Consider the following 25,485-nt stretch of genomic DNA (forward strand, 5'->3'; position numbering starts at 1 on the left):
CCCTTGCCCACCCCCTGCTAGCCGCCCGACAGCCCCGCCACACGCACCGATCGTCAGGACCTCCATGCGCTTCCCACCGACCTCCCGCACCGCCTGGGCGGCCTCGAGCGTCTGCGCGCTCGCCCTCGCCGCCCCGCTCGTCGGCTGCTCAGCCGTGGGCGACGACGCCGACGACGGTGCGCTCGAGGTTCTCGCGTCCTTCTACCCGCTCCAGTTCGTCGCGGAGCGGGTCGGTGGCACCGACGTCACGGTCTCGAGCCTCACCCCGCCCGCTGCGGAGCCCCACGACCTCGAGCTCTCGCCGAGCGCGGTGCGCAGCGTCGGAGAGGCCGACCTCGTCGTCTACCTCTCGGGCTTCCAGCCGGCGACCGATGACGCGGTCGCTGCCCAGTCTCCCGAGCATCTCGTCGACGTGGCCGCGGCCGCGGGTCTCACCGGCGCGGACGGGGCCGCGCCGTCGGAACCGGCGAGCGACGCCCTCGACCCCCACTTCTGGCTCGACCCGACCCGGCTGGCTGCGGTCGCCCACGAGGTCGCCGACGAGCTCGGGACCATCGACCCGGAGAACGCCGCCGACTACACGGAGCGTGCGGACGCCCTCGATGCCGAGCTCACGGCCCTCGACACCCGGTACACCGAGTCGCTCGCGGACTGCGAGGGTGCCACGCTCGTCACGTCGCACGCGGCGTTCGGTTACCTGGCCGAGCGCTACGGGCTCGTGCAGGTCGGCATCTCCGGGATCGATCCCGAGGCGGAGCCGTCACCTGCCCGGTTGCGGCAGGTGCGCGAGGTCGTCGTCGCCGACGACGTCTCGACGCTGTTCTTCGAGGTCCTCGTCAGCCCGAAGGTCACGCAGACCCTCGCCGACGACCTCGGCGTCCGGACCGACGTGCTCGACCCACTCGAGAGCCACAGCGCCGAGCGCGGCGACTACCTCGAGGTCATGGAGTCGAACCTCGTCGCCCTCGAGAGCGGCCTGACCTGCCGCTGAGGCTCGAGTGCGCAACAATCGTCAGAGCGCAGGCCTGCCGACCTCCGGGTCTCCTGCCGACACCACTCGACGACGAGGATGCGGGAGACGAGCATGGCTGCTCCGACGATGCTGGCCGCACGACTGGACGTGCGCACCCGGGAGCTCACGGTGCAGCGGATCCCGGTCCCGGTGCCGAGACCGGGCGAGGTGCGCGTCGCGGTCGGAGCGGCCGGCGTCTGCCTCTCGGACATCCACCTCATCGACGGCCTCCTGCGGCCGGCGCTCCTCGACGGCGACGAGGTCACGCTCGGCCACGAGGTCGCCGGCACGGTCGAGACGCTCGGCGGCGGGGTCACCGGGGTCGCCGTCGGCGCGCGCGTCATCGTCCAGGCAGGCAAGGTCGTCGGCTCCGCGGTCCACACCATGGGCGTGGACTACGACGGCGGCTGGGCCGAGTACCTCGTGGCCCCCGCGGAGCTCATGGTGCCGATCCCCGACTCCCTGCCGTTCGACCAGGCGGCGATCATCCCCGACGCCGTCTCGACCCCCTGGGCCGCGATCGAACGGACGGGTCAGGTGCGGGCGGGGGAGTCCGTAGGCGTATGGGGCGTCGGCGGGCTCGGAGCGCACGGCGTCCAGCTCCTCCGCCTCGTCGGTGCCGCCCCGATCATCGCGATCGACCCACTCCCGCAGGCTCGCGAGCGAGCGCTGGCGCTCGGCGCAGACCTCGCGCTCGACCCGTCGGACCCCGGGTTCGTCGAGGCGATGAACGACGCCACGGAGGGACGCCGGCTCGACGTCGCCTTCGACTTCGCCGGCGTCGACGCCGTACGCAAGCAGGCGATCAACTCCCTCGGCACCGACGGCAGGCTCGTCCTCGTCGGTCTCAGCGGTCAGCCCGTGACGATCGAGAACAGCACATCCTTCTCGTACAACCGCCGACAGCTCCGGGGGCACTACGGCTCGGAGCCACGGCACGTCGACCAGCTCGTCGCGTTCGCCCGGCTCGGCCGGCTCGAGCTCTCTCGCTCCGTGAGCGTGCGGGTGCCGCTCGCCGAGGCAGACCGAGCCGTCGAGATGCTCACGCAGCGCACCGGCAGCCCGATCCGCATCGTCCTCGTGCCGTGACGCGAGGACGTCAGCCGCCGAGGAGCCGGACCACCTCGTCGTCGCTCGTCGGGAAGAAGTCCTCGTAGTGGTGGCCCACGGCCACGAACGGCGACGGGGTCGCAGCACACACGAGCTCGTCGCACCCGAGCGCCTGCGCGTCGATCTCGGGCGGTGCGAGCGGCACCGCCACGACCACGCGTGCCGCCCCGAGCCGGCGGGCGACGCGGCACGCCACGCGGACCGTCGCACCCGTGGCGATCCCGTCGTCGACCACGACCACCGTGCGCCCGGCGAGCGAGACGCCGGGCCGGTGAGCGCGCAGCCGTTCCGCACGGACGGCGAGCGCGACGCGCTCACGACGCTCGACGGCCGCCGCCTGCTCCGGCGACACCCCGGCCCGCGCCACGGTGCGCGCGTCGAGCACCACGACGTCTCCCTCTCCGACCGCACCCATCGCCAGCTCGGGCTGGTCGGGGACGCCGAGCTTGCGGACGACCACGACGTCCAGCGGCGCACGCAGAGCGCGCGCGACCTCCGCAGCGACCGGGACCCCACCTCGTGGCAGCCCGAGCACCACGACGTCGGCGGACCGCAGGTGCTCCAGCAGGCCGGCCAGCCGCCGCCCCGCGTCCGCACGGTCCTCGAAGAGTCGCATCGCCGCCCGACCTCCTTCGTGCTCCCTCCCAGCTCCCTCCATGCTCGCTCGTCCCCGCCCGGGGCACAATGCTCCAGTGGACCCCGACCCGATCGACGCGCTGCTCGCATCGCCGCCCGACCTCCCTGTGCGCACAGGGCTCACCGAGCTCGTCCACGTGCTCGGTGAGCGCGGTGTCGCCGTCGTCCAGGCACCGCCCGGGTCCGGGAAGACCACCCTCGTCCCACCCGCGCTCGCCCGCGCGCTCCCCGGACGCATCATCGTCACGCAACCGCGGCGGATCGCCGCACGAGCAGCCGCCCGGCGCCTCGCCGACCTCCTCGGCGAACCGCTCGGCACGACAGTCGGCTGCACCGTCCGGGGCGAGTCGACGACGAGCGACGCCACGAGGGTCGAGTTCGTCACCACCGGCATCCTCCTGCGCCGCCTGCAGCGTGACCCCGAGCTCCCCGGGGTGAGCGCCGTCGTCCTCGACGAGTGCCACGAGCGCCAGCTCGACGCCGACCTTGCACTCGCCCTGCTCGTCGACGTCCGCGCGAACCTTCGCCCCGACCTCGCCGTCGTCGCGATGTCGGCGACCGTCGAGGCCGCACGCACCGCCGACCTCCTCGGGGGCGCCGAGAGCGCACCACGCGTCCAGGTCGACGGCGCGCTCTTCCCCGTCCGCGAGATCTGGTCACCGCCCCCCGCCCGTGCACCCCGGCTCGACGAGCGCGGCGTCACACCCGGCTTCCTCGACCACGTCGCAGCCACCGTCCGCCGGGCGCTCGACGAGCACAGCGGCGACGTCCTCGTCTTCCTCCCCGGAGCGGGCGAGGTCGGTGCGGTCGCCCGCCGGCTCGCGGACGTCGGGACGACCGCCGACATCCGCCCCCTGCACGGGCGGCTCCCGCCACGCGAGCAGGATCTCGCGCTCGCCGCAGGGCCACGCCGACGCGTCGTCGTCTCGACCGCGGTGGCCGAGTCGTCGCTCACCGTCCCCGGTGTCCGCGTCGTCGTCGACGCCGGGCTGTCCCGAGAACCCCGCGCCGACCACCGACGGGGCCTCGCCGGCCTCGTCACCGTCCGCGTGAGCCGTGCCGCGGCCAGGCAACGGGCAGGGCGAGCCGGCCGCGAAGGGCCGGGCGCCGTCTACCGCTGCTGGTCGCAGGACGAGCACGCCACCCTCAACGCCCACCCCGCCCCCGAGATCCTCACGGCCGACCTCACCGCGTTCGCCCTCGAGCTCGCCTGCTGGGGCAGCCCCGACGGTGCCGACCTCGCCCTCATGGACGCACCACCCGCAGCCGCCATGGCGGTCGCCCGCACGACACTCCTCGGGCTGGGCGCGATCGATCCCGACGGCCGGGCGACACGGCGCGGACGGCTCGTCGCCCGCGTCGGGGTCGACCCACGCCTCGCACGCGCACTCCTCGACGGCGCAGACGCTGTCGGGACCCGCCGCGCAGCCGAGATCGTCGCCCTGCTCTCCGACGACGCCCGATCCAGCGGCGACCTCGTCGCCGACCTGCGCGCCCTGCGCCACGACCGGCACGGCGGCCACGCCTGGCGCTCGCAGGTGGCGCGGCTGGAGCGTGCAGCACCACGCGGCGCGACGACGTCCCGCCGGCTCTCCGACGATCTCGCGACAGGGCTCGTCGTCGCGCTGGCGCACCCCGACCGCGTCGCCCGCCGCCGACCGGGCGGCAGCACCTACCTCCTCGTCTCAGGGACGGGTGCCGCGCTCCCGCCGGGATCACCGTTGAGCGGGTACGACTGGCTGGCGGTGGCCGACGCCGACCGTCAGCCAGGACGTCGTGACGCACTCATCCGCTCTGCTGCGCCGATCGACGAGGACCTCGCTCTCGAGGCCGCCGGGTCCACGCTCCGCGAGGACGAGGACGTCCGCTGGCAGGACGGTCGCGTCGTCGCTCGCCGGACGACGCGGCTCGGAGCGATCGAGCTGTCGTCCGAACGGGTTCTCCGACCTCCCCCGGAGCGGGTCGTCGCGGCGGTCCGCGAGGGACTGAGCCAGGACGGGCTCGCGGCACTGCCGTGGTGCGAACCGGCGCGTGCGCTCCGGCGGCGGCTCGCGTTCCTTCACGGCGCCCTCGGCGCCCCGTGGCCGGACGTGGCCGACGACGCCCTCCTCGACGTGCTGGACGACTGGCTCGCTCCCGACCTCGCACGGGTGCGGTCGGCCGGCGACCTCGCGCGCATCGACCTCGTCGGTGCGCTCCGGCGTCTCCTCCCGTGGCCGGAGGCGAGCCGGCTCGGCGAGCTCGCGCCCGAGCGCGTGCTCCTGCCGGGAGGTGCGCGTCCGGTCGTCGACTACTCCGGAGACCACCCGGTGGTGGCCGTCACGGTGCAGGAGGCGTTCGGCTGGCGCAGGACACCGTCTCTCGCGGACGGGCGGGTGCCGGTGGTGCTCCACCTCCTCTCGCCCGCCCGACGCCCGGTCGCGGTCACCGCAGACCTCGAGTCCTTCTGGGCGACCGGCTACACCCAGGTCAGGGCGGAGCTGCGTCGCCGGTACCCCAAGCACGCCTGGCCCGAGAAGCCGCACGGCTGACGGGCCCGACAGATCTCACCCTGCTGGTCCTACGCCTCTGACGTGCGACGACGCGGTTCATGGGTCACAAGTCCTAGACGGCCGCGACGACTGTCGACGACGGTAGAGAGATGGATATCACGCGCGCGAGCGCTCCTGCTGCAACCGACCCGATCGAGATCGACGAGGAGCTCACACACCCGTTCTGGGACTGAGCAAGACGGTCGTCGCCGGGACGCGGACACCCGGCCCGGCTGTATTGACACGGCTCTATACAGCGGGCGAGGATGCCTGCATGACCACTCACCGCCCGCGCGTCCTGTTCGTCTGTGTCAAGAACGGCGGGAAGTCCCAGATGGCTGCCGGTCTCCTGCGTGCCGTCGCAGGAGACGCCGTCGACGTCTCGTCCGCCGGCACCCGCCCGGGCACGGCGCTCAACGCCCAGTCCGTCGACGCGCTCCTCGAGGTCGGCATCGACATCCGCGACGAGCGCCCGCGTGCCCTCGAGCCGTCCCTCGTCGCGGCGGCCGACCTCGTCGTCGTGCTCGGTCGCGAGGCCGAGGTCGTCTCGGTCGACGGGACGCCCGTCGAGATGTGGGACACCGACGAGCCCTCGGAGCGGGGGATCGAGGGGATGGAACGGATGCGCCTCGTCCGCGACGACATCGCGACCCGCGCCCAGCAGCTCCTCCCACGGCTGACGTCGGGCGACGCCACCGGGTCGCAGCCGGGCGCCTGACGCGTGCGCACCCTGGTCCGCATCCTCGGTGTCGCCCGCGAGCTCTGGCCGTACTACGTCGGCATCGTCGTGGCTTCCGTCGGAGTCGCCGCGACCGGCCTCCTCACACCGTTCGTCGTGAGCGCGGCGACCGGGTACGTCGTCGAGGCGAACCAGGGCGGTGAGTCGGGGGTCTCCCGCGTCATCTGGTTCGCAGCGGCCCTGCTCGCCGCCGAGCTTGCGAACACGCTCCTGTCGAACATCGGGGGCTACCTGGGCGACACGATGGCGGCCAGGCTCCGAGCCACCCTGGCTGCGCGGTACTTCGCCCACCTCCTCCGGCTCCCGCAGCGCTACTTCGACGGCGAGCTCACGGGGACGGTGATCAACCGCCTCACACGCTCGATCACCGAGACGACGAACTTCCTCAACATGTTCGCGAACATGTTCTTCCCGATGCTCCTGACCGTGGTGGCGATCCTCGCGATCACGGCCTTCCACTCCTGGGCCCTCGCACTGCTGCTCGCGGTCATCTATCCCGTCTTCACGTGGTTGACGACCATCACGAGCGTGCGCTGGCAGGCGCTCGAGTCGGAGAAGAACACCGAGCTCGACATCGCCGGCGGACGCTTCGCCGAGGTCATCGGCCAGGTCCGTGTGGTGAAGAGCTTCGTCCAGGAGCGCCGCGAGCTGACGACCTTCGAGGAGCGCTACGGCCGTACCGTGCGGACCACCCGGGTGCAGTCGCGGTACTGGCACGCGATGGACACCTCGCGACGAGCGGCGCTCAACGTCATCTTCTTCGCGGTCTTCGCGCTGATCTTCGTGGGAACGCTGCGGGGTGACTTCACGATCGCCGTCATGGTCCTGCTCGTGCAGCTCGTGAGCATGGCGCGCCAGCCGGTGTTCTCCATGAGCTATCTCGTCGACTCCGCGCAGCGTGCGATCGCCGGCAGCCGCGACTACTTCGCGGTCATGGCGGAGCAGCCCGAGCGCGACGAGCTCCCGGACCCGTCGCGTACGCACGACGGCCCGGCGCGCCCCGTGGGTGTCGACCTCGACAACGTCACGTTCTCGTACGAGGGCACCGAAGACGTCCTGCGTGACGTGACGTTCTCCATCGCTCCGGGAGAGCGGATCGCTGTCGTCGGAGAGAGCGGCGGCGGGAAGACCACCCTCGTGAGCATGCTGCTGCGGCTCTACCGTCCGGACTCCGGGACCATCCGGGTGGGGGGCGTCGACATCGCGACGACGTCGCTCGAGGACCTGCGCGCGGACATCGGGGTGGTGTTCCAGGACCCTGCGCTCTTCTCCGGGACGATCCGCGAGAACATCGCGTACGCCGACCCCGGTGCGTCGGACGAGGAGGTCGAGGCCGCAGCACGGTCTGCGAACGCGCACGAGTTCGTCTCGCGCTTCCCGGAGGGCTACGACGCCCAGATCGGCGAACGGGGCATCAAGCTCTCGGGCGGGCAGAAGCAGCGGATCGCCGTCGCGCGAGCGATCCTCAAGGGGGCGCCGGTGCTCGTGCTCGACGAGGCCACGAGCTCGCTCGACTCGAAGTCCGAGCGCCTCGTCCAAGAGGGGCTCGAGCGGCTCATGGCCGACCGGACGACGATCATCATCGCGCACCGGCTCTCGACGATCTCGTCCGTGGACCGCATCATCACGCTCAAGGACGGCCGTGTGGACGAGATCGGACCACCCGAGGAGCTGGCCGGCACGGACGGCATCTACGCCGAGCTGCTCGCTCTCCAGGCGTCGTCGACGTCGCGTGACCGCGCCCGCCTGAAGATGTTCGACATCCGCGCCTGAGCGGAGACGACGACGGCCCGGTCCGCTGGTGCGGGCCGGGCCGTCGGTGACTCGGTGGTGCTGAGCGCTCGGGTGTCAGCCGACGCGGATGAACGTGGGGTTGGACTGCCAGATGTCGCGGAACTGGATGGTCTTGCCCGGACGCGGTGCGTCGATCTGGGTGTTGCCGCCGGCGTAGATGCCGATGTGCCCCGGGGAGAAGATGAGGTCGCCGGGCTGGGCGTCGGCGCGGGACACGACTGTGCCGGCGGCCTGCTGTGCACCCGAGGTGCGGGGCAGGGAGATGCCGACCTGAGCGAACACGTACGACGTGAAGCCGGAGCAGTCGAAACCGGACGGTGTGGTGCCGCCGTAGACGTACGGGACGCCGACGTAGCGGCTGGCGGCGTCGATGATCGCGCTGCCGTTGGCCGAGGCGGGGATCGCCGCTGCGGCAGGTGCTGCCGTCTCGGTGACCGCGGTGCGCTCGGCGGACCGCGACGTGGTGGTCGTCGAGGCGCGGACGGGCTCCGGCTCGGGTTCGGGCTCCGGCTCGGGAGCCGGCGTCACGGTGATCGAGGTCTGCTCGACGGTCCAGGACGCGTCGGCGGCGACGGTCACCGCAGGAGCGGTGACGAGCGCGGCGCTGGCCTGGGCCGTGAGGGTGTCGACGTCGAACGTGCTCAGTGCAGCATCAGCAGATGCCGGCGCGGCGGACGCGGGTGCGGCACCCATGAGGGAGACGAGGAGCCCGGAGGATGCGGCGACGATGGCAGTGCGGCGGCCGAGGGCGGCTGCGTTGCCCGTGGCGCCGGTGGACAGCGCTGCTAGGGGGGTGATGCTGCGGCGCGCTGCGCGGTGGCGCGGGCCATCGGTACGAAGGGTCATGTTCTCTCCAAGACGCCTGCGAGGTTAGCTGTCGGGTTCGGGTAGGAGAACAACACCCGGCCGTCGGATCGAGTCCGCGCGGCTTCACCCCAAGGACGCTGCGAGCAGCGCCCACTCCTGGGTCCCCCGTCCCTGCCATGATTCCTAGATCACCTCGAGCAGTGGCAGGGCTAGACGTTCTGCTCGAGCGCTCCCGAGGCGGTTGCCGGGTGGAGCATGTCGAAGGTACATGAGATTCCGGCGGTATGTCACGGGACGATCACGGCCCGCGTGGCGGACTCGGACGCGCTCGTCGTCCCTGTCGCGTCCGGGTCACGGTCCAGGTGCTGGATCCGTGGCGTGCGTGCAGGTCATCCCGCTGCCGGCTCGCGGACGGGCGGCGAGGGTGCGGCCTCCCGCTCGGCACGGCTCGGAACGATCGTGACGGACGTCATAGCGACTCCGCTCGCGGCTGCTCGTGCCGGTGCGCCGTGCGAGCGCTCGTCGTGTGTGCCCTCCGTGCGGTGTCGTCGGTCGCTGCTAGCGTGAGATGTCCGAATGGTGCCGGTCTCCACGGCGCGGCGCTCCCTGCTCGACCGACGACGAAGGTGGTCTCACCATGGCTACACGGCTCAACCCCTACCTCGGTTTTCGTGACACGGCCCGTGCGGCCATGGAGTTCTACAGGTCCGTCTTCGGTGGGGAGCTCACGGTGAGCACCTTCGCCGAGCTCGGGGCGAGCGACGACCCGGCCGAGGCGGAGAAGGTCATGCACGCACAGCTCGAGGCGCCCAACGGATTCGTGCTCATGGCGTCCGACACCCCGAGCTCGATGGACTACACGCCCGGCGGCAGCGTCTCGGTCTCGCTCAGCGGGGACGACACGGCCGAGCTCACCGGGTACTGGGAGAAGCTCTCCGACGGCGGTGTGGTGGCAGAGCCCCTCGCCCAGGCGCCGTGGGGAGACTCCTTCGGGATGTGCACGGACAAGTTCGGTGTGTTCTGGATGGTGAACATCGCCGGTTCCCCGAGCTGATCGTGCGCGCACGGCGTCGTCGTCGCCTCGACCCGGAGGCCTGTGGTGTCGACACCGCGGTGGCAACCGGTTGACGGCACCGTGACCGGGTGCTGCGATGGGACTGTGAAGACACGTCCCACCCGAGCGTCAGTCGGCTGCGGCCTGGCGGGCCCTCAGCTGGGACTGCAGGACGTAGCGGCGGAGCCTCGTCGCCGTCGCCTCCTCCGTGTCGAACACCACGACGACCTCGGGCGGGACCCCTCGAGCGCCGGGGAAGAGTCGCAGCACGCTCCCGATGATGCTCAGCGTCGTGTCGTCGAGCGTGAGATCCACGGTCACGAGGTCCTCTGCCTCGAGGTCGAGGACCTCGAAGCGGGCCCTGACACCCCGCTCGCTGAGGTCGACCACGACGCCCGTGGCGACCTCGGCCGGCGGTCGCGCGGGCGTGTCGTCCTCGGGGTCCTCGACGGGCTCCGGGTCGAGTCGTACCAGCGTGATCGGCTCGCCGCCGGCTCCCCGGACGAACTGCCGGTCCTGGGTGATGCGCAGGTCGCCCTCGACCTCGAGGATCCACTGCAGACCGCCGTCACCGCGGCGCTCGAGGAACACCGCCTCGACGTGATGACGGCCGCGTGGGCTGTGCCACCGGACGACGACGACCGATCCTGGACCGGGCAGGTCCACCACGAGGAGGTCGTGCGGTGCGAACACCCGCATGTAGCGGCCGTCGCACTGGTCCACCCACGTCGTGTAGGACCGCTCGTCCGACGTGGAGACCTCGATCGGCTCGCCGGCTGTGGGGAGTGTCGCGCGCGTCATCGCGCGGCCCGAGAGTTCGAGGGCATGCTCATGGCTCACACATCGGCCGTCAGGGGCCAGACTTGAGGTGCCGCTGTGTGATGACGACGACAGATGTCGTCCGGGGTGGCCCAGGACGAGCGGCACGAGCACCGAGGAGGTTGCAGTGGTGAGCGACAAGGACGTCGAGGGTGCGAGCGAGCAGGCCCCCACGCCACCCCGGCGTCGCGCCCGCTCGGGACGCGGCGCACCGACGATCTACGACATCGCCGAGCTCGCGGGTGTCAACCCGTCGACGGTCTCCCGCGCGCTGAGCCAACCGGGGCGGATCAACGTCAAGACGGAGCAGCGGATCCACGCGGCGGCCAAGGAGCTCAAGTACCACGTCAACCCCATCGCGCGTGCGCTGCCCACCGGCCGGACCAACACCCTCGCCCTGCTCGTCGCTGACATCACCAACCCGGTCCTCTTCGGGATCGTCCGTGGTGCCGAGCGGGCTGCGGCGGCTGCCGGGTACACGCTCGTCGTCGCGGAGTCGCAGGAGTCCGGAGACCTCGAGGCGACGGCCGCACGGCGCGTCCTCCCGTCGGTCGACGGGCTCCTCCTCTCGACGACGCGCCTCGACGACTCCCAGATCCGGGAGCTGGCGAGCCGCAAGCCCGTGGTCGTGCTCAACCGTGAGGTCGACGGGGTCGAGGGTGTGGTGCCCGACGTCGCCGTGGGTGTCGAGGAGACCGTCCGGCACCTCTACGACCTCGGGCACCGCTCGATCGTGTATGTGTCCGGTCCATCCACGTCCTGGATGAGCCGACGTCGCTGGGACGTCCTCAGCGCGAGCGTCCGCGCGCGTGGCATGTCGCTCGCCGAGATCGGCCCGAACCGCCCCACGCTCGACGCGGGGGTGGCGGCCTTCGCGCGTGTCCGGCTGTCCGGTGCGACGGCCGTCGTCGCGTTCAACGACCTCATGGCGATCGGACTCCTGCGGGAGGCGACCCGCAACGGCGTCGTGCTGCCGGGGCAGCTGAGCATCGTCGGTTTCGACGACATCTTCGGCAGCGACTTCACCACACCACCGCTGACGACCGTGCGATCGCCCCTCGAGGACGCGGGGGAGCAGGCCGTGCGTCTGCTCCTCGGTGCAGTCGGTGCTCCGGGGGGCGAGGGTGTCGGGGCGCCGTCCCGCGACCTGCGTACCGAGCTCGTCGTCCGGGGCTCGACGGCGGCGCCGGGCGCTCGCTGAGGACTGTCGATCGGCGTCCGGCACGTGCGCCGGACGGCCTGCGCGATGTGACCGTGTCGCCGACGCGGTGCTGCGACCAGCATCTTCACGCCTTCTGCAGCGGCAAGATGGCAACCGCTTGCCAGAAGCGTCAATCAATGATGGACTGAGGCCACGCAAGGACGCGTCCGCACCCGCCGCCGGTCGGCAGGTCAGGTCATCGCAACGAAGCGCAGCCGCCGCAGCGGCACAGGAAGGTCTCCCATGCTCAAGCCTCAGTCGTCCCCCACCCGCGAGCTCGTCAACCTCGACGGCCTGTGGCGGTTCGCCGTCGAGCCGGACGAGTCGGCGGTGCGCTGGTCGTCGCTCGTCGAGGGCCCCCTCGAGGCCCCCGTCCCGGCCAGCTACAACGACCTGTTCGCCGACAGCGCGATCCGGGACCACGTGGGCTGGGTCCGCTATCAGCGCGAGGTCCGCGTCCCGCGCGGCTGGGCGGGGGAGCGGGTCTTCGTCCGTGTCGACGCAGCGACCCACGAGGGTCGGGTCTACGTCGGGGACACGCTCGTCGCCGAGCACGTGGGCGGCTACACGCCCTTCGAGGCTGACGTCACCGAGCTCGTGACGCCGGGGGAGGTGCTGCGGCTGACGATCGCCGTGAACAACGTCCTCACCAACGAGACCATCCCGCCCGGGTCGATCGAGGTCACGGCGGACGGCAGGCGCAAGCAACGCTACCTGCACGACTTCTACAACTACGCCGGCCTGGCGCGCTCCGTCTGGTTGTACAGCGCGCCGAGGGTGCGGGTCGACGACGTGACGGTGACGACCGACGTCGACGGCGCGGACGGCATCGTCGGCTTCGCCGTCGAGACGGTCGGCGGGTCCGCCGACGTGCGTGTCTCGGTGCGGGACGCGGTCGGGACGGTCGTCGGTTCCGGGGAGGGACACCAGGGCTCTGTCCGCATCTCTGGCGTGACCTTGTGGCAACCGGGTGCCGCGTACCTCTACGACCTCGTCGTCGAGGTCCTGGGGGCCGACGGGGAGCGTGTGGACGAGTACGTCCTGCCGGTCGGCGTGCGCACCGTCGAGGTCCGAGGCATGGAGTTCCTCATCAACGGCGAGCCCTTCTACTTCACGGGCTTCGGCAAGCACGAGGACAGCGCGGTACGCGGCAAGGGCCACGACAACGCCTATCTCGTCCACGACTTCCAGCTCATGGACTGGATCGGCGCCAACTCCTTCCGCACGTCGCACTACCCCTACGCCGAGGAGGTCATGGAGTTCGCCGACCGGCACGGCATCGTCGTCATCGACGAGACTGCGGCCGTGGGGCTGAACATGGCGATGGCCGGCGGCATCTTCGGCGGCGTGAAGAAGCCGACCTTCTCTCCCGAGACGACGAACGATGCCACGCAGGCGGCCCACGCCCAGGCGATCCGCGAGCTCGTCGCCCGCGACAAGAACCACCCGTGCGTCGTCCTGTGGTCGATCGCCAACGAGCCGGACTCGAGCGAGCAGGGGGCGCGCGAGTACTTCGAACCGCTGGTGACGCTCACGCGGGAGCTCGACCCGACGCGGCCGGTGGCGTTCGTCAACGTCATGTTCGCGACCTTCGAGAACGACCTCGTCTCGGACCTCTTCGACGTCCTGTGCCTCAACCGGTACTACGGCTGGTACGCGGACACGGGTGACCTCGCGAGCGCCGAGGTCCACCTCGAGGCCGAGCTCCGCGGATGGCAAGAAAAGTATGCCAAGCCGATCATCATGACCGAGTACGGCGCAGACACCCAGGCTGGTCTGCACTCGGTCTACGACCAGCCCTGGACCGAGGAGTACCAGAGTGCGTACCTCGCGATGAACCACCGCGTCTTCGACCGGGTCGAGGCGTTCGTCGGCGAGCAGGTCTGGAACTTCGCCGACTTCCAGACGTCCCACGGCGTGTTCCGCGTCGACGGCAACAAGAAGGGCGTCTTCACCCGCGACCGCAAGCCCAAGGCCGCCGCCCACGCGCTCCGTGCGCGCTGGACCTCCCTCGACAAGTAGCTCGATCCGACACAGCGTCGCGCACGCCGCGGCCGACGGGCAAAGGAGCCCTCATGTCAGTCCTCACCAAGACCACGACCATCAGCACCCCGACGTCCCCCGCCGCGCAGGGCGCGGAGGCTTCCGGCGCCCCAGACACGCTCAGCCGGATCAGCATCGTCGGCTACGGCGCCGGAGACGCCGCGAACAACCTCGCGTTCACCACGGCGACGATGTTCCTCCTCGTCTACTACACGGACGTGGCGGGCATCTCCGCCGCGGCGGCCGGCACCCTGCTGCTCGTCGTGCGGATCTTCGACGCGTTCGCGGACGTCTTCGCCGGACGCCTCGTCGACCGCACGTACTCGAAGCGCTTCGGCAAGTTCCGTCCCTTCATCATGTTCGGCTCGATCCCGCTGCTGCTCCTGAGCGTGGCGACGTTCACGGTCCCGCAGATCGGCGAGACCGGGATGCTTCTCTACGCCTACCTCACCTACGCGGCGCTCGGTCTCGCGTACAGCCTCGTGAACATCCCGTTCGGGTCGCTCGCGGGCGCGATGACCCAGGACTCGGGGGAGCGGGCCAAGCTCGCCAGCGCACGCACCATCGGCGCCATGCTCGTCGGCGCGTTCCTCGGGATCTTCATCGCCCCGATGATCGTGCCGGGTGCGGACCTCCAGACGATGTTCACCGTCATGACGCTGAGCTTCGTCGTCGTCGGGACGGGCCTGTACCTCTTCACGGTCCTCACCGCGAAGGAGCGCGTGCAGCGCGACATCCCGCGCATCTCCGCCCGGCAGACGATCGACACCCTCAAGGGAAACCGACCGCTCATGCTCCTGTGCCTCAGCTCGTTCCTCTTCCTCACGGGCATGCTCGCGATGAACACGATGCAGCTGTACTACCTGCGTGACGTCCTGGGATCGATCGCGCTCTACCCGGTCCTGTCGATCGTCCAGATCATCATGACCTTCGCCCTGGCCACCCAGGTGCCGCGCATCGTGCGGACCTTCGGCAAGAAGAACGCCTACATGGTGGCGGCAGGGTTCATGGCCGTCGGCGGGACGATCGTCTTCGTCACCCCCGGATCCATGGTCGCGGTCGGTTTCGCCGGCCTCGTCATCGCGATGGTCGGCCTCATGCTCGTGAACATGCTCGTCTGGGCGCTCGAGGCCGACACCGTCGAGTACGGCGAGCTGAACACCGGCGTCCGCGCCGAGGGCATCACGTACGCGCTCTTCTCGTTCACCCGCAAGACCGGACAGGCCGTCGGCGGCGCGCTCGCCGCGTACGCCCTCGCGTGGGGCGGGTACACCGCCGAGGCGTCCGTCCAGTCCGAGAGCGCGATGACGGGCATCCGGGCAGGCGCCGGGCTCATCCCGGCGGTCTTCGCGGTCCTCGCTGTCGTCGTCATGACCCGGTACCCGCTCACCGATGTCCGTCACGCGGAGATCACCGCCGAGATCGCGGCTCGCCGAGCAGCGGCGGAGGACGGTAGCGGGTCTCCCTCGTCGTCCGGCACCTCGTCCAGCTCTTGACCACCAGCTCCAGACCACCTGTCACGACCACCACCCAGAACCCGAGGAGAACACCGCATGATCATCGACAAGGCCGAGGTCATCGTCACGAGCCCCGACCGCAACTTCGTGACGCTCAAGCTGACCACCGACGACGGCATCACCGGGCTCGGTGACGCGACCCTCAACGGGCGGGAGATGGCGGTCGTCGCCTATCTCTCCGAGCACGTGGTGCCGCTGCTCCTCGGGCGCGACGCGTCGCGGATCGAGGACACGTGGCAGTTCCTCTACCGCAGCGCGTACTGGCGTCGCGGTCCGGTGACGATGGCGGCCATCGCGGCGGTCGACGTCGCGCTCTGGGACATCAAGGCCAAGGCGGCGGGCATGCCGCTCTACCAGCTGCTCGGGGGCGCCTCACGGACCGGCCTCATGGCCTACGGGCACGCGTCGGGCAAGAGCCTGCCGGAGCTCTTCGACTCGATCCGCTCCCACCAGGAGCAGGGCTACCAGGCCATCCGCGTGCAGAGCGGGGTCCCCGGACTGCGCGCCATCTACGGCATCGCCTCGAACGTCGGGCTGCAGGGGAACGAGGGCGTGCGGTACGACCACGAGCCCGCCCAGCGCGGGGCGCTGCCTGTCGAGGAGGACTGGGACACCCGCTCCTACCTGCGGCACATCCCGACGGTCTTCGAGGCGGTGCGCCACGAGTTCGGACCCGAGATCCCGCTGCTGCACGACGGGCACCACCGCATGACGCCGATCCAGGCCGCCAAGCTCGGCAGGTCCCTCGAGCCCTACGACCTCTTCTGGCTCGAGGACTGCACCCCGGCGGAGAACCAGGAGGCGCTTCGCCTCGTCCGTCAGCACACCACCACGCCGCTGGCGATCGGCGAGATCTTCAACACCGTCTACGACTACCAGCAGATCATCCGCGAGCAGCTCATCGACTACGTGCGCAGCGCCGTCACGCACACGGGCGGCATCTCGCACCTCAGGAAGATCCTCGACTTCGCTGCGCAGCATCAGGTGAAGTCCGGCATGCACGGGCCCACCGACATCTCGCCGGTCGGTATGGCGGCCGCGATGCACCTCGGACTGGCGATCCACAACTTCGGCATCCAGGAGTACATGCAGCACGGCGCGAGGACGAACGAGGTGTTCCAGCAGTCGTTCACGTGGGACGCAGGTCTGCTGCACCCGGGGGAGAACCCCGGGCTCGGCGTCGAGCTCGACGTGGATGCAGCCGGGAAGTACCCGTACGTGAAGGCATACTTGCCCTACAACCGTCTCGCCGACGGGACTGTCCACGACTGGTGACCGGAACGGGGTCCTGAACCTGATGTCTTCTCCCACTGACGCGTCGGCCGCCGACGCTCCCAGGATCGTCGTCATGGGGGTCTCGGGCTCTGGCAAGTCGACGATCGGCGTGCTCATCGCCAACGCCCTCGGCGTCCCGTTCGTCGATGCGGACGGGCTGCACCCCGTGGCCAACATCGAGAAGATGGCCGCCGGGACGCCGCTCACGGACGAGGACAGGTGGCCATGGCTCGCGGTCGTCGGACGCGTCCTCGCCGAGGCGGGGAGGGGCACGGTCGTCGCGTGCTCGGCGTTGCGGCGCGTCTACCGCGACGCGATCCTCGCGGAGGCCCCGGGGACCCTCTTCGTCCACCTCGACGGCACCAAGGAGGTGCTCACCTCCCGGCTCGAGGGACGCAGCGACCACTTCATGCCGCCGGCGCTCCTGGACTCCCAGCTCAAGACCCTCGAGCCGCTCGGCCCGGACGAGCCGGGGATCGTCATCGACATCGCCGCCGACGTCCCGACGATCATCGCCGCGGCGGTCACGAGGATCCCCCGACCGCCGACGGTGTGACGCGGTCCTGTCCGCTGCACGTCCTGCCGACCCGAAGGAACCCATGAGACTGCACCTCGTCCGTCACGGCCGCACGGCCTCGAACGTCATCGGCGCGATCGACACGAGCGTCCCTGGCCCGCCGCTCGACGAGGTGGGCGAGCAGCAGGCGGCTGCTCTCGCGCTCGCGCTGGCCGACGTCCCCTTCGACCGGGTCGTCGCGTCGTCCCAGCTCCGCGCGCAGATGACCGCGGCGGCGCTCGCCCACGAGCGTGGGATCGAGCTCCACGTCCGTGACGGGCTGCGTGAGGTGTCTGCCGGAGAGCTCGAGATGCGATCCGACGAGGACGCGGTCGGGCAGTACCTCGCGATCCTCGCCGCGTGGGGTCACGGAGACCCGAGCCCGGTGCTCCCCGGAGGCGAGACGCGGGCCACGACCCTCGGCCGCTTCGACGCTGTCGTCGAGGAGGTCGTCGCGTCCGGGGCCGAGCACGCTGCGATCGTCAGCCACGGCGCGATCATCCGTGTGTGGTGCGCGGCGCAGGTGAGCAACATCGACGCCGACTTCATCCTCAGGCACCGGTTGGCGAACACGGGGATCGTTACGCTCGAGCGTGACACGCACGGTGAGTGGGTCGCGGACCGCTGGGAGTCCGCGGTCGTCCCCGTCCCACAGTCCACGAGCGGCCCGGCCGGTCGACCGTTCGACTGACCCGGGGGCTCGGCGGGAGAGGCTCGGTCGTCGCCTACCGCCCGAGCTGGCACGCGCCGCGCGTCACGGCAGGGCCGATGATCTCGGGCGGGTAGCCGGTCGTCACGCAGAGCAGCCGGACGATCTCGTCGTGCGCCGTACCGGCGAGGATGCCGTCGCGGAGACCGGTCGCGACGGCACCGAGCGTGGCCGCCTGCGCGAGGACGAATGCGCGGTCGACGACCGCTCCGTGACCGGGGACGACGACGTCCGTGGGGCCGATGCGGGCCGCCAGGTCGTCGAGGACCCCGGGCCACCCGAACGGGTGGCTCCCCGATCCGTACATGGGCGGACCTGACTCCTCGACGACGTCGCCGACGATCCACGTCGAGGCGTCGGGGACGTGGACGACGAGATCGGTGTCGGTGTGCCCGGGGCCGAGGGGGAGCAGGTGCACGGCCCGTCCGCCGAGGTCGACCGTCACCGGGTCGTGGACGAGGACCTGCGGGGCGACGAGCTCGACGTCGTGCCATGCGTGGTGCGGCTGAGCGGCAGGGTCTGCGCGCCAGGCGTCGAGGCGCGGACCCTCGTGCTCCTCGAAGTGGGCCGGGATGCGGTGGTGCCCGTAGATCCGGGCGGTCGTGGCGAAGGCCTGGTTGCCGAACGTGTGGTCGTAGTGCGCGTGGGTGTTGACGACGTGCCGGAGCGGCAGGGGGCTCACCTCCACGACGTCGCGCCTGATCTCTGCGCCTTCCCGAGGGTTGCAGCGCGTGTCGACGAGCAGGAGCTCGTCCGCCCCGACGACGAGGCAGACGGAGACGTCGAGCGGCTCGTACCGGCGTTGGAGCACACCGTCGGCGACCTCGGACCACCCGCTCACCCGGACGCTCCCGACCGGACGAGATCCCGGGGACGCTCGAGCCTCTGGGCGAGTCCCGGGACGCAGCCGGGCGGCAGCGCGTCGACGGGCCACCAGGCAACCTCAGTGCTCTCGTGGCTCACCACGAGAGGGTCTGCGGGTCGTGCCACGACGACGAAACCCACGTCGATGTGCCAGGCGCACGCACCGAAGCCGTCGCCGAGCCGGTGACGGTCGATGTCGACCGGTGCCGAGCTCTGGACGAGGAGCTGCGCCAGCCCCGTCTCCTCGCGCAGCTCCCGGAGCGCGCCTGCGAGCAGGTCAGGATCGGTCGGGTCGACGTGGCCCCCGGGCTGGACCCAGAATCCGCCCTTGCGGTGGAAGCACAGGAGCGTCTGCTCTCCCACGGGATCGAGCACGAGCGTGCTCGCCGTGATGTGCTCGGGCAGCCCGCGACCGAGAGCCGCCGACCCGTGCCGCGCCAGGTACGCGCTCGCGTGGTCCTTCGCCGCGGTCGCCTGCGGGCTGTGCGGTGCGAAGGCGGCGAGCGTCGCGGACGCGCTGTCGACGTGTGCGGGCGGTGGGCTCGGCTGCATCCCAGCACTGTGCCACAACGACGTTCCGGAGCGACGTGCCGAGGGGCCGATCTCAGGTGTACATGAGCGATCCGGGTGTCGTGAGGAGCTCGCCGGTCTCGAGCCAGGTCTTGAGCCCGGAGAGGATCATCGGCCAGCCGCCGTAGAGCTGCTCGGGAGCGCCCTCGCGCATCTCGTCGTGCGTGACCGTCAGCCGGCACGAGTCCTCGACCTGCTCGATGTCCCACGTGATGCGAGTGGCGCCTTCGGCGGCGGCGGCCTCGTCGAAGAGCATCGTCGCGCGCTGGACGAGGCGACGCGGTGGGTCCACCTCGATGTTGACCCCTTCGCCGAGGAGCATGTCCCCAGCGCCCATGGTGAAGGACGATCCCGGGGTCCAGTCCGACTCGACGCCGGCGCCGAAGTTGTACCTCCGCCGGATGTCGGGGTTCGTGATGGCGTCCCAGAGTCGCTCCGGGGTCGTGCGGATGTAGATCTCGAAGACACGTTCCATGGTGCTCTCCAGATGGCTCTTGAGCCCGCTGAGCGTCGCTGCCCAGGGCTCGGCGTACTTGCTCACCCACCGGTCGTGGACGAGCCGGATGGGCACGGGGTTGAGGTGGTGGAGCTTCTCGCGACCGCGCCGCCGGGTGACGACGAGGCCGGCCTCCTCGAGGACCTTGAGGTGCTTCATGACGCCGAAGCGGGACATGTCGAAGCGTTCCTCGAGGGCGCCGAGGGTCTGGCCGTCCTCGCGGAAGAGCTCGTCGAGCAGCGCTCGGCGGGTGGGGTCGGCGAGGGCTCTGAACACCGCGTCCATGACGGCTACATTATGTGACTGATTGGTCACGTGTCAACGGCGCGCGCGACGGACGCCTCGAAGGTGCCGATCCGGTGCAACCGGTCGAAGCCGGACGTCCGCCCGGCGGGCTCGCCCGAGCGCCCGTAGCATCGACAGGTACCGAAGGAGCTGGCGATGAGCACGAGTCCCACGAGCGGTGGTGCGCCCACCGTGGCCGCGACTCCGGCGACCCCGACGACAGCTCCACGACGACCCGCCCCGCTGCCGTCCGCACTGGACGGGCACGTCGTCGCGGGCCGCTACCGCATCGAGAGCGTCCTCGGGACCGGCGGGATGGCCGCGGTCTACCGGGCACGGGACGAGACCCTCGGGCGCCCCGTCGCCCTGAAGATCATCGCGCCCGTCGCCGACGACCCGTCTGCCGTCAAGCGCGAACGGACCGAGGTCGAGCTGCTCGCGTCCCTCAACCACCCCGCCCTCGTGACGCTCTACGACGCGGGCGTCGACGACATCCAGGGCGTCGAACGCACCTACCTCGTCATGGAGCTCGTCGACGGCTCCACGCTCGCCGACCGGTCGGCGAGCGGCCCCCTCGGCGCTGCCGACGCGTGCCGCATGGCCGTCGACCTCGCCGAAGCCCTCCACGTCGTCCACGAGCACGGTGTGGTGCACCGCGACATCAAGCCAGGGAACATCCTCGTCAGCCCGTGCCTGCTCCCCGGCCGAGAGATCACCACCAAGCTCGCCGACTTCGGGATCGCCTACCTCATCGACTCCACCCGTCTCACCGTCGCGGGCGGCCTCGTCGGCACCGCCGCCTACCTCAGCCCCGAGCAGGCGCAGGGGCACCCGCCCGCTCCCGCGTCGGACATCTACTCGCTCGGCCTCGTCCTGCTCGAGGCGCTCACCGGCGAGCGTTCCTTCCCCGGCACCCTCATGGAGTCCGTCACCGCACGCCTCCTCAACGACCCGAGCATCCCCGATACCCTCGCCCCAGCCTGGCGGGACCTCCTCGCACGCATGACGACACGAGTCCCCGACGCGAGGCCCACGGCGCTCGACGTCGCCCTCGCCGCGCGAGCGATCGAGCTCGACGGCACCGGCGACGCAGGCTCGGCGGCGGCCGAGCCCGCGCGCGGCACAGCGCCGCAGCCGACGGACGCCACGGCCGTGCTGCCGGCGGTCCTGCCGTCCTCCGGCGGGGCAGCAGCCACACCGCCGCCGCCCGCGCCCCGACGAGCACCGTCGTCGCCCCCGCGGTCGCGCGCCCAGGCGACACACGGCTGGAGCCGACGCCGGACGCTCGCGGTCGTCTTCTCCGCGCTCGCTCTCCTCGTCGCGGCTCTCGTCCTGGTCAACATCACCGCCCGTGGGGGCGACGCCCCGCCGACGCTCCCGGAGGTCGACGAACCGCTCGGCACGCACCTCGACGACCTCCTGCAGAGCGTGACGCCATGAGGCGCGGCCGCCGCACGGTCGCTACCCGCGCCGCGCTCACCATCGCGTGCGCGCTCACCCTCGTCGCCGGGTGCTCCCCCGAGAGCCCGGCGCTCGACGAGTCGGTCTCGGCCACGATGACCACGAGCGTCGTCGACCTCGCGCAGGCCGCGAGCACCGGGCAGCTGGAGACGGCCGTCGCCTCTCTCGACGGGCTCCAGCAGCAGCTCGACGCCGCGATCGCGGGCGACGACGTCACGGCGGACCGTGCGGCTCGGATCCAGCTGTCGCTCGACGTCGTCCGAGCCGATCTCGAGGCGCTCACCGCCGCCTCCTCCGATCCGTCGGCGGAGCCGGACGAGACGCAGACGCCGGTGGAGAACCAGACGCCCGTCGAGAACCAGGAACCCCAGGAGACGCCGGTCGAGACGCCGACGGAGCCGCCCGTCGTTCCCGTCACGCCGGAGGTCGATCCACCCGCGACCGAGACCGGTCCGCCGGCCGTGCCGGGCGACAAGGGAAAGGGCAAGGACAAGGGGAAGGGCAAGAGCGACGACTAGGACCAGCTGCCGCTCGGGCCGATGATCCACGTGGGCACCTCAGGGTGGTCCTACGACCACTGGGACGGTGTGCTCTACCCGCACGGCTCACCAGCGCGCGAGCGTCTGGCCAGGTACGCGGAGCACTTCGCCACCGTCGAGCTCAACGCGAGCTTCTACCGGTGGCCCCGCGAGACGTCCTTCGCGTCGTGGCACCGGCGCCTGCCTGATGGGTTCCGGCTCTCCGTCAAAGCACCTCGCGGACTCACCCACGCGAAGAGGCTCTACGCCCCCGAGGCGTGGGTCGACCGGATCGCGTCGTGCTGGCACGAGCTCGGCACCACGAGGGCGGTCCTGCTCGTGCAGCTGGCCCCTGGCCAGACCCGCGACGACGCCCGGCTCGACTACTTCCTGTCCCGGATGCCACCGTGGGTGCGCGTCGCGGTCGAGCTGCGGCACCCGAGCTGGGACCACGCCGACGTCTACCGGCTCCTCGAGCACCATGGCGCTGCGTACTGCGTCATGAGCGGTGCCCACCTGCCCTGCGTCCTGCGCGCGACCGCGCCGTTCGTCTACGTCCGCCTCCACGGACCCGACCGCGAGCACCTCTACGGCGGCTCGTACCCCGACGACGACCTGCGGTGGTGGGCCGACCGCCTGCGCGAGTGGGCGAGCGACGGCCGTGAGGTCTACGCCTACTTCAACAACGACGGCGGGGGTCACGCCGTCCGCAACGCGAGGACGCTTCGCACGATGCTCGACGGCTGACCGAGCACCCACGGTCGACACCGTCCTGCGCACGACCGCTGGCCGGCACCGAGCGCGCCCCGCCCGCCCTGTCGTGTTGCGACCGTCGCCCCGAGATGGCACCGTGCGGGTCGTGACCCAGCCCGCACCCCTCCCGGACGACCCCGCGTCCACGACCGCCCCGACATCGACCGCACACCCCGCCCCGGTGCCCGTGAGCTTCGTCCTCTTCCCCGGCCGCCACCACCTCGTGACGTCGTTCCAGGTGGAGTACCTCTCCGCACTGCTGGCGGGCACGGTCGAGGACACCGACGGGTTCCTCGTCGAGTGCGCCCCCGGTGCCCAGGTCGTCTGGGCGGTGACGTCCTCCACGCACAGCGGGACACGACGCAACCCGGTCCCGGCCCACCGCCGCGAAGGGCTCATCGAGCGCGTGGCGCTCGCAGCGGGGCTCCCGTCGCTCGTCGCCCCTGTCGCTGACGTCCCGCCGAGCCCGCGCTTCGCGCAGACGGTGGTCGCGGGCGTCGAGGTGAGCGTCGGGGTGCGGCACACACCGCAGGACACGGTCGTGGCGTGCTCGACGCCCGAGGTCGCGACGATGTACAGGGAGCTCGGGTTCCGGATCGCGGCGGTCGAGGCGGACACCGGTGCCCGGGGCGGTGGAGACGACGCCGTGGGGCCCGCGCGCCCCTGGGACGTCCTCGAGCTCCTCGCTGACGGTGACGAACGGTGGCGCGCCCTGGCCCACCCGCAGACGGTCGAGTACTTCGACCGCTACGGGCTCGTCGACGCGGTCCGCCTGGTGCACCACGACCCGACCGTGTCGTCCGAGGGCGACCTCACCACGACGCGTGACTACCGCTCCTACACGGCAGACTTCGACGACGCGTCCGACCGCAAGTGGGAGCAGGTCGCCCGGTACGTGCGGCCCGGGCGTGTGGTCGACCTCGGCTGCGCCGCCGGTGGCCTGCTCGAGCGCGCCGCCCGTGCCCCGGAGCTGGGGGAGTCGGACCTCTACGGCGTCGACGTCTCACGCCACCTCGTCGCGGAAGCGGAGCACCGCAAGGCCCAGGGCGTCTTCGCCAACCCGAACGTCTTCTTCGCCCAGCGCAACCTGCTGCGCGCTCCCGTCTTCCCGGCATCGACCGTCTCGACGACGCTCACCGTGGCGCTCACCCACGAGATCTCGAGCTATGGCGACGGTGTCGCCGACCTGCGGAGGCTCGCGTCCCGGATCTTCGAGCACACGGCGCCGGGCGGTGTGTGGATCAACTCGGACGTGCTCGGGCCGGACGACGGCGACCGGCTCGTCCACCTGCGCCTCGACGGGCCCCCGCCCGGGACGCGGGAGGCGGTCGACTACGACGGCTGGGACCGGGACGCCGTGACCGCGCACTACTCGGCTCTCGGCCCGGCCGAGCGTCTCGTGCAGTTCGCGCACGACTTCCCGGCGCTGTCCGCAGGCGCGTGCGACGTCCGCTGGGTGGAGCCAGACGTCGCCGAGCTCACGCTGCGCGCCGCGATGGAGTTCCTCTACACCCGCGACTATGCCGGCAACTACCTCTCGGAGTGCCACGAGAGGTTCTGCGACCTCACCTACGACGGGTGGGTGGAGCTGCTCACGGAGGTCGGCTTCGTCGTGGACCCGGGCAGCGGTCCGTGGCGCAACGACTGGCTCGTCGACCACCGGCTGTCCGTCGGCGCGTCCCTCACCGATGCGAGCACGGGGGAGGCCGTCGCGTGGCCTCGTACCCACGTGCTGCTCGTCGCGCGGCGCCCTGAGGTGCTCGCGGGACCGTTCCTCTAGGCTGTCTTGATGTTCGCCCGGGCCACGACCCTCGCGCTGTCCTCCCACCCCGGGCCGACGGTCGCCGTGACTGTGCTCTCGGCCGTGCTCGGGGTGGCTGTCGGGATGAGCCCGCTGCGGGTGCTCGCGCTCGCGGTCGCCATCGTCGCCGGTCAGCTGTCGATCGGGCTGTCGAACGACTGGATCGACGCGGAGCGTGATGCCGCAGTGGGGCGCACGGACAAGCCGGTCGCCCAGGGCCTCGTCACGGTCGGCGCCGTCCGGACAGCGGCGTTCGTGTGTCTCGCAGCCTCGATGGTGGTGTCCTTCGCGCTCGGCGCCGGGGCGGGCGTCGCGCACCTCGTGCTCGTGGGTTCCGGCTGGGCGTACAACGCCGGCCTCAAGCGCACGCGCTTCTCGGTGGTGCCGTTCGTCGTGAGCTTCGGGCTGCTGCCCACGGTCGTCACGCTCGCGCTGCCCGAGCCTGCGGTCGCCGCGCCGTGGGCGATCGCGGTCGGTGCCGTCTTCGGCGTCTCCATCCACTTCACCAACGTCCTGCCCGACCTCGCCGACGACGCCCGCACCGGTGTCGTCGGCCTGCCGCACCGCCTCGGGCGGGTCGCGTCCGGGATCATCGCCTTCGTCGCGCTGGCGGTGTCGGCGCTCCTCGTGCTGCTCGGGCCGGGGTTCACCGACCCTGGGAGCTCGCCCTCGGCGGTCGCCGTGGTCGGGCTCGTCGCGTCGCTCGTGATCGCTGTGTGGGGCATCGTCCTGGTGGTGAGCCGCCCACCGAGCCGTCTGCTGTTCCGGCTGGTCATCGTCGCGTCGTTGCTCATCGCGGTCCAGCTGGGCCTGAGCGGCACGCGCCTCGTCGCTTGACAGGTCTCACCGACCACAAGCCCTGACCCCCAAGCCCCAGCCCCACACGCAGGCCCCCACGCCTCCGGCGGCGTCGAGGATGGCCCTCGTGGTCGAG

General features: G+C 71.4%; 23 protein-coding genes and 1 riboswitch. Of the genes, 17 read left to right on the top strand and 6 right to left on the bottom strand.

Features of this window, described 5'->3' with window-relative positions:
- Positions 1 to 64: 64 nt before the first annotated feature.
- Positions 65 to 991: a metal ABC transporter substrate-binding protein gene (locus ABKW26_RS09195; RefSeq protein ID WP_348592931.1), complete on the top strand. Its 927-nt coding sequence runs from the start codon at positions 65 to 67 to the stop codon at positions 989 to 991.
- A gap of 93 nt (positions 992 to 1,084) precedes the next feature.
- Positions 1,085 to 2,101: a zinc-binding dehydrogenase gene (locus ABKW26_RS09200; RefSeq protein WP_348592933.1), complete on the top strand. Its 1,017-nt coding sequence runs from the start codon at positions 1,085 to 1,087 to the stop codon at positions 2,099 to 2,101.
- Positions 2,102 to 2,111: 10 nt separating this feature from the next.
- Here the strand turns inward: ABKW26_RS09200 and ABKW26_RS09205 are convergent, their stop codons facing one another.
- A complete protein-coding gene (locus tag ABKW26_RS09205; RefSeq protein WP_348592936.1) occupies positions 2,112 to 2,738 on the bottom strand; it encodes a phosphoribosyltransferase family protein in 627 nt (208 codons plus the stop codon).
- Between the two features lie 76 nt (positions 2,739 to 2,814).
- On the opposite strand from ABKW26_RS09205, the gene hrpB reads away from it, so the two are divergent.
- The 3 genes from hrpB to ABKW26_RS09220 all read left to right on the top strand — a co-directional run bounded on the left by hrpB (position 2,815) and on the right by ABKW26_RS09220 (position 7,801).
- Positions 2,815 to 5,289 (top strand): ATP-dependent helicase HrpB, encoded by a 2,475-nt coding sequence (hrpB, locus tag ABKW26_RS09210; RefSeq protein ID WP_348592938.1) that lies wholly within the window; start codon positions 2,815 to 2,817, stop codon positions 5,287 to 5,289.
- 274 nt (positions 5,290 to 5,563) lie between these two features.
- Positions 5,564 to 6,007, top strand: a complete 444-nt coding sequence (locus tag ABKW26_RS09215) for a low molecular weight phosphatase family protein (RefSeq protein ID WP_348592940.1) — start codon at positions 5,564 to 5,566, stop codon at positions 6,005 to 6,007.
- A gap of 3 nt (positions 6,008 to 6,010) precedes the next feature.
- Complete coding sequence (locus tag ABKW26_RS09220) at positions 6,011 to 7,801, top strand: ABC transporter ATP-binding protein (protein WP_348592942.1); 1,791 nt, start codon at positions 6,011 to 6,013, stop codon at positions 7,799 to 7,801.
- 75 nt (positions 7,802 to 7,876) lie between these two features.
- Here ABKW26_RS09220 and ABKW26_RS09225 read toward each other — a convergent pair whose 3' ends face one another.
- A complete protein-coding gene (locus ABKW26_RS09225) occupies positions 7,877 to 8,668 on the bottom strand; it encodes an NlpC/P60 family protein (RefSeq protein ID WP_348592944.1) in 792 nt (263 codons plus the stop codon).
- Positions 8,667 to 8,845, bottom strand: a riboswitch (cyclic di-AMP (ydaO/yuaA leader). Its footprint overlaps the gene before it by 2 nt.
- A 421-nt stretch (positions 8,846 to 9,266) precedes the next feature.
- Between ABKW26_RS09225 and ABKW26_RS09230 the strand changes: the two genes are divergently transcribed.
- A complete protein-coding gene (locus ABKW26_RS09230) occupies positions 9,267 to 9,683 on the top strand; it encodes a VOC family protein (protein ID WP_348592946.1) in 417 nt (138 codons plus the stop codon).
- A gap of 129 nt (positions 9,684 to 9,812) precedes the next feature.
- Here the strand turns inward: ABKW26_RS09230 and ABKW26_RS09235 are convergent, their stop codons facing one another.
- Complete coding sequence (locus ABKW26_RS09235; protein WP_348592948.1) at positions 9,813 to 10,484, bottom strand: PilZ domain-containing protein; 672 nt, start codon at positions 10,482 to 10,484, stop codon at positions 9,813 to 9,815.
- 148 nt (positions 10,485 to 10,632) lie between these two features.
- Between ABKW26_RS09235 and ABKW26_RS09240 the strand changes: the two genes are divergently transcribed.
- From ABKW26_RS09240 to ABKW26_RS09265, 6 genes are all read left to right on the top strand, one after another.
- Entirely contained in the window at positions 10,633 to 11,703 is a 1,071-nt protein-coding gene (locus tag ABKW26_RS09240; protein ID WP_348592950.1) for a LacI family DNA-binding transcriptional regulator, read from the top strand.
- A gap of 243 nt (positions 11,704 to 11,946) precedes the next feature.
- Complete coding sequence (gene uidA / locus ABKW26_RS09245; protein ID WP_348592952.1) at positions 11,947 to 13,725, top strand: beta-glucuronidase; 1,779 nt, start codon at positions 11,947 to 11,949, stop codon at positions 13,723 to 13,725.
- Positions 13,726 to 13,778: 53 nt separating this feature from the next.
- Complete coding sequence (gene uidB, locus ABKW26_RS09250; protein WP_348592954.1) at positions 13,779 to 15,242, top strand: glucuronide transporter; 1,464 nt, start codon at positions 13,779 to 13,781, stop codon at positions 15,240 to 15,242.
- 57 nt (positions 15,243 to 15,299) lie between these two features.
- Positions 15,300 to 16,538, top strand: a complete 1,239-nt coding sequence (gene manD / locus ABKW26_RS09255; protein WP_348592956.1) for a D-mannonate dehydratase ManD — start codon at positions 15,300 to 15,302, stop codon at positions 16,536 to 16,538.
- Between the two features lie 22 nt (positions 16,539 to 16,560).
- A complete protein-coding gene (locus tag ABKW26_RS09260) occupies positions 16,561 to 17,094 on the top strand; it encodes a gluconokinase (RefSeq protein ID WP_348592958.1) in 534 nt (177 codons plus the stop codon).
- A 43-nt stretch (positions 17,095 to 17,137) separates the two neighbouring features.
- Positions 17,138 to 17,785, top strand: coding sequence for a histidine phosphatase family protein (locus ABKW26_RS09265; protein ID WP_348592960.1), 648 nt, complete (start codon positions 17,138 to 17,140; stop codon positions 17,783 to 17,785).
- Between the two features lie 34 nt (positions 17,786 to 17,819).
- Here ABKW26_RS09265 and ABKW26_RS09270 read toward each other — a convergent pair whose 3' ends face one another.
- The 3 genes from ABKW26_RS09270 to ABKW26_RS09280 are packed head-to-tail and all read right to left on the bottom strand — an operon-like array spanning position 17,820 to position 20,018.
- On the bottom strand, positions 17,820 to 18,644 hold the full coding sequence (locus tag ABKW26_RS09270; protein ID WP_348592962.1) for an MBL fold metallo-hydrolase: 825 nt from the start codon (positions 18,642 to 18,644) through the stop codon (positions 17,820 to 17,822).
- Complete coding sequence (locus ABKW26_RS09275; protein ID WP_348592964.1) at positions 18,641 to 19,219, bottom strand: NUDIX domain-containing protein; 579 nt, start codon at positions 19,217 to 19,219, stop codon at positions 18,641 to 18,643. Before ABKW26_RS09275 ends, ABKW26_RS09270 begins: the two co-directional genes overlap by 4 nt.
- Before the next feature lie 52 nt (positions 19,220 to 19,271).
- Positions 19,272 to 20,018, bottom strand: a complete 747-nt coding sequence (locus tag ABKW26_RS09280; RefSeq protein ID WP_348592966.1) for a metalloregulator ArsR/SmtB family transcription factor — start codon at positions 20,016 to 20,018, stop codon at positions 19,272 to 19,274.
- A 156-nt stretch (positions 20,019 to 20,174) separates the two neighbouring features.
- Here ABKW26_RS09280 and ABKW26_RS09285 point away from each other — a divergent pair, with 156 nt between their 5' ends.
- The 5 genes from ABKW26_RS09285 (at position 20,175) to ABKW26_RS09305 (ending at position 25,388) form a co-directional block, all read left to right on the top strand.
- On the top strand, positions 20,175 to 21,458 hold the full coding sequence (locus tag ABKW26_RS09285; RefSeq protein ID WP_348592968.1) for a serine/threonine-protein kinase: 1,284 nt from the start codon (positions 20,175 to 20,177) through the stop codon (positions 21,456 to 21,458).
- Positions 21,455 to 21,997, top strand: a complete 543-nt coding sequence (locus tag ABKW26_RS09290; protein WP_348592970.1) for a hypothetical protein — start codon at positions 21,455 to 21,457, stop codon at positions 21,995 to 21,997. Before ABKW26_RS09285 ends, ABKW26_RS09290 begins: the two co-directional genes overlap by 4 nt.
- Positions 21,998 to 22,018: 21 nt before the next feature.
- Positions 22,019 to 22,744 carry a DUF72 domain-containing protein gene (locus ABKW26_RS09295; RefSeq protein ID WP_348592972.1) on the top strand — a complete coding sequence of 242 codons (726 nt, stop codon included), beginning with the start codon at positions 22,019 to 22,021 and terminating at the stop codon, positions 22,742 to 22,744.
- A gap of 112 nt (positions 22,745 to 22,856) precedes the next feature.
- Positions 22,857 to 24,530 carry a methyltransferase domain-containing protein gene (locus ABKW26_RS09300; RefSeq protein WP_348592974.1) on the top strand — a complete coding sequence of 558 codons (1,674 nt, stop codon included), beginning with the start codon at positions 22,857 to 22,859 and terminating at the stop codon, positions 24,528 to 24,530.
- A 9-nt stretch (positions 24,531 to 24,539) separates the two neighbouring features.
- Positions 24,540 to 25,388: a UbiA family prenyltransferase gene (locus ABKW26_RS09305; RefSeq protein WP_348592976.1), complete on the top strand. Its 849-nt coding sequence runs from the start codon at positions 24,540 to 24,542 to the stop codon at positions 25,386 to 25,388.
- The last annotated feature ends 97 nt before the right edge of the window (positions 25,389 to 25,485 follow it).

Origin of the sequence: Sanguibacter sp. 25GB23B1, from assembly GCF_040012415.1 — a bacterium.
GTDB lineage: Bacteria > Actinomycetota > Actinomycetes > Actinomycetales > Cellulomonadaceae > Sanguibacter.

Coding starts and splice junctions, on each gene's coding strand:
- ABKW26_RS09265 (WP_348592960.1), top strand. CDS start 17,138: ATGAGACTGCACCTCGTCCGTCACGGCCGCACGGCCTCGAACGTCATC.
- ABKW26_RS09260 (WP_348592958.1), top strand. CDS start 16,561: ATGTCTTCTCCCACTGACGCGTCGGCCGCCGACGCTCCCAGGATCGTC.
- ABKW26_RS09200 (WP_348592933.1), top strand. CDS start 1,085: ATGGCTGCTCCGACGATGCTGGCCGCACGACTGGACGTGCGCACCCGG.
- ABKW26_RS09225 (WP_348592944.1), bottom strand. CDS start 8,668: ATGACCCTTCGTACCGATGGCCCGCGCCACCGCGCAGCGCGCCGCAGC.
- ABKW26_RS09275 (WP_348592964.1), bottom strand. CDS start 19,219: ATGCAGCCGAGCCCACCGCCCGCACACGTCGACAGCGCGTCCGCGACG.
- uidB (WP_348592954.1), top strand. CDS start 13,779: ATGTCAGTCCTCACCAAGACCACGACCATCAGCACCCCGACGTCCCCC.
- ABKW26_RS09290 (WP_348592970.1), top strand. CDS start 21,455: ATGAGGCGCGGCCGCCGCACGGTCGCTACCCGCGCCGCGCTCACCATC.
- manD (WP_348592956.1), top strand. CDS start 15,300: ATGATCATCGACAAGGCCGAGGTCATCGTCACGAGCCCCGACCGCAAC.
- ABKW26_RS09280 (WP_348592966.1), bottom strand. CDS start 20,018: ATGGACGCGGTGTTCAGAGCCCTCGCCGACCCCACCCGCCGAGCGCTG.
- ABKW26_RS09205 (WP_348592936.1), bottom strand. CDS start 2,738: ATGCGACTCTTCGAGGACCGTGCGGACGCGGGGCGGCGGCTGGCCGGC.
- ABKW26_RS09295 (WP_348592972.1), top strand. CDS start 22,019: ATGATCCACGTGGGCACCTCAGGGTGGTCCTACGACCACTGGGACGGT.
- ABKW26_RS09285 (WP_348592968.1), top strand. CDS start 20,175: ATGAGCACGAGTCCCACGAGCGGTGGTGCGCCCACCGTGGCCGCGACT.
- ABKW26_RS09195 (WP_348592931.1), top strand. CDS start 65: ATGCGCTTCCCACCGACCTCCCGCACCGCCTGGGCGGCCTCGAGCGTC.
- ABKW26_RS09235 (WP_348592948.1), bottom strand. CDS start 10,484: ATGACGCGCGCGACACTCCCCACAGCCGGCGAGCCGATCGAGGTCTCC.
- ABKW26_RS09215 (WP_348592940.1), top strand. CDS start 5,564: ATGACCACTCACCGCCCGCGCGTCCTGTTCGTCTGTGTCAAGAACGGC.
- ABKW26_RS09230 (WP_348592946.1), top strand. CDS start 9,267: ATGGCTACACGGCTCAACCCCTACCTCGGTTTTCGTGACACGGCCCGT.
- uidA (WP_348592952.1), top strand. CDS start 11,947: ATGCTCAAGCCTCAGTCGTCCCCCACCCGCGAGCTCGTCAACCTCGAC.
- ABKW26_RS09305 (WP_348592976.1), top strand. CDS start 24,540: ATGTTCGCCCGGGCCACGACCCTCGCGCTGTCCTCCCACCCCGGGCCG.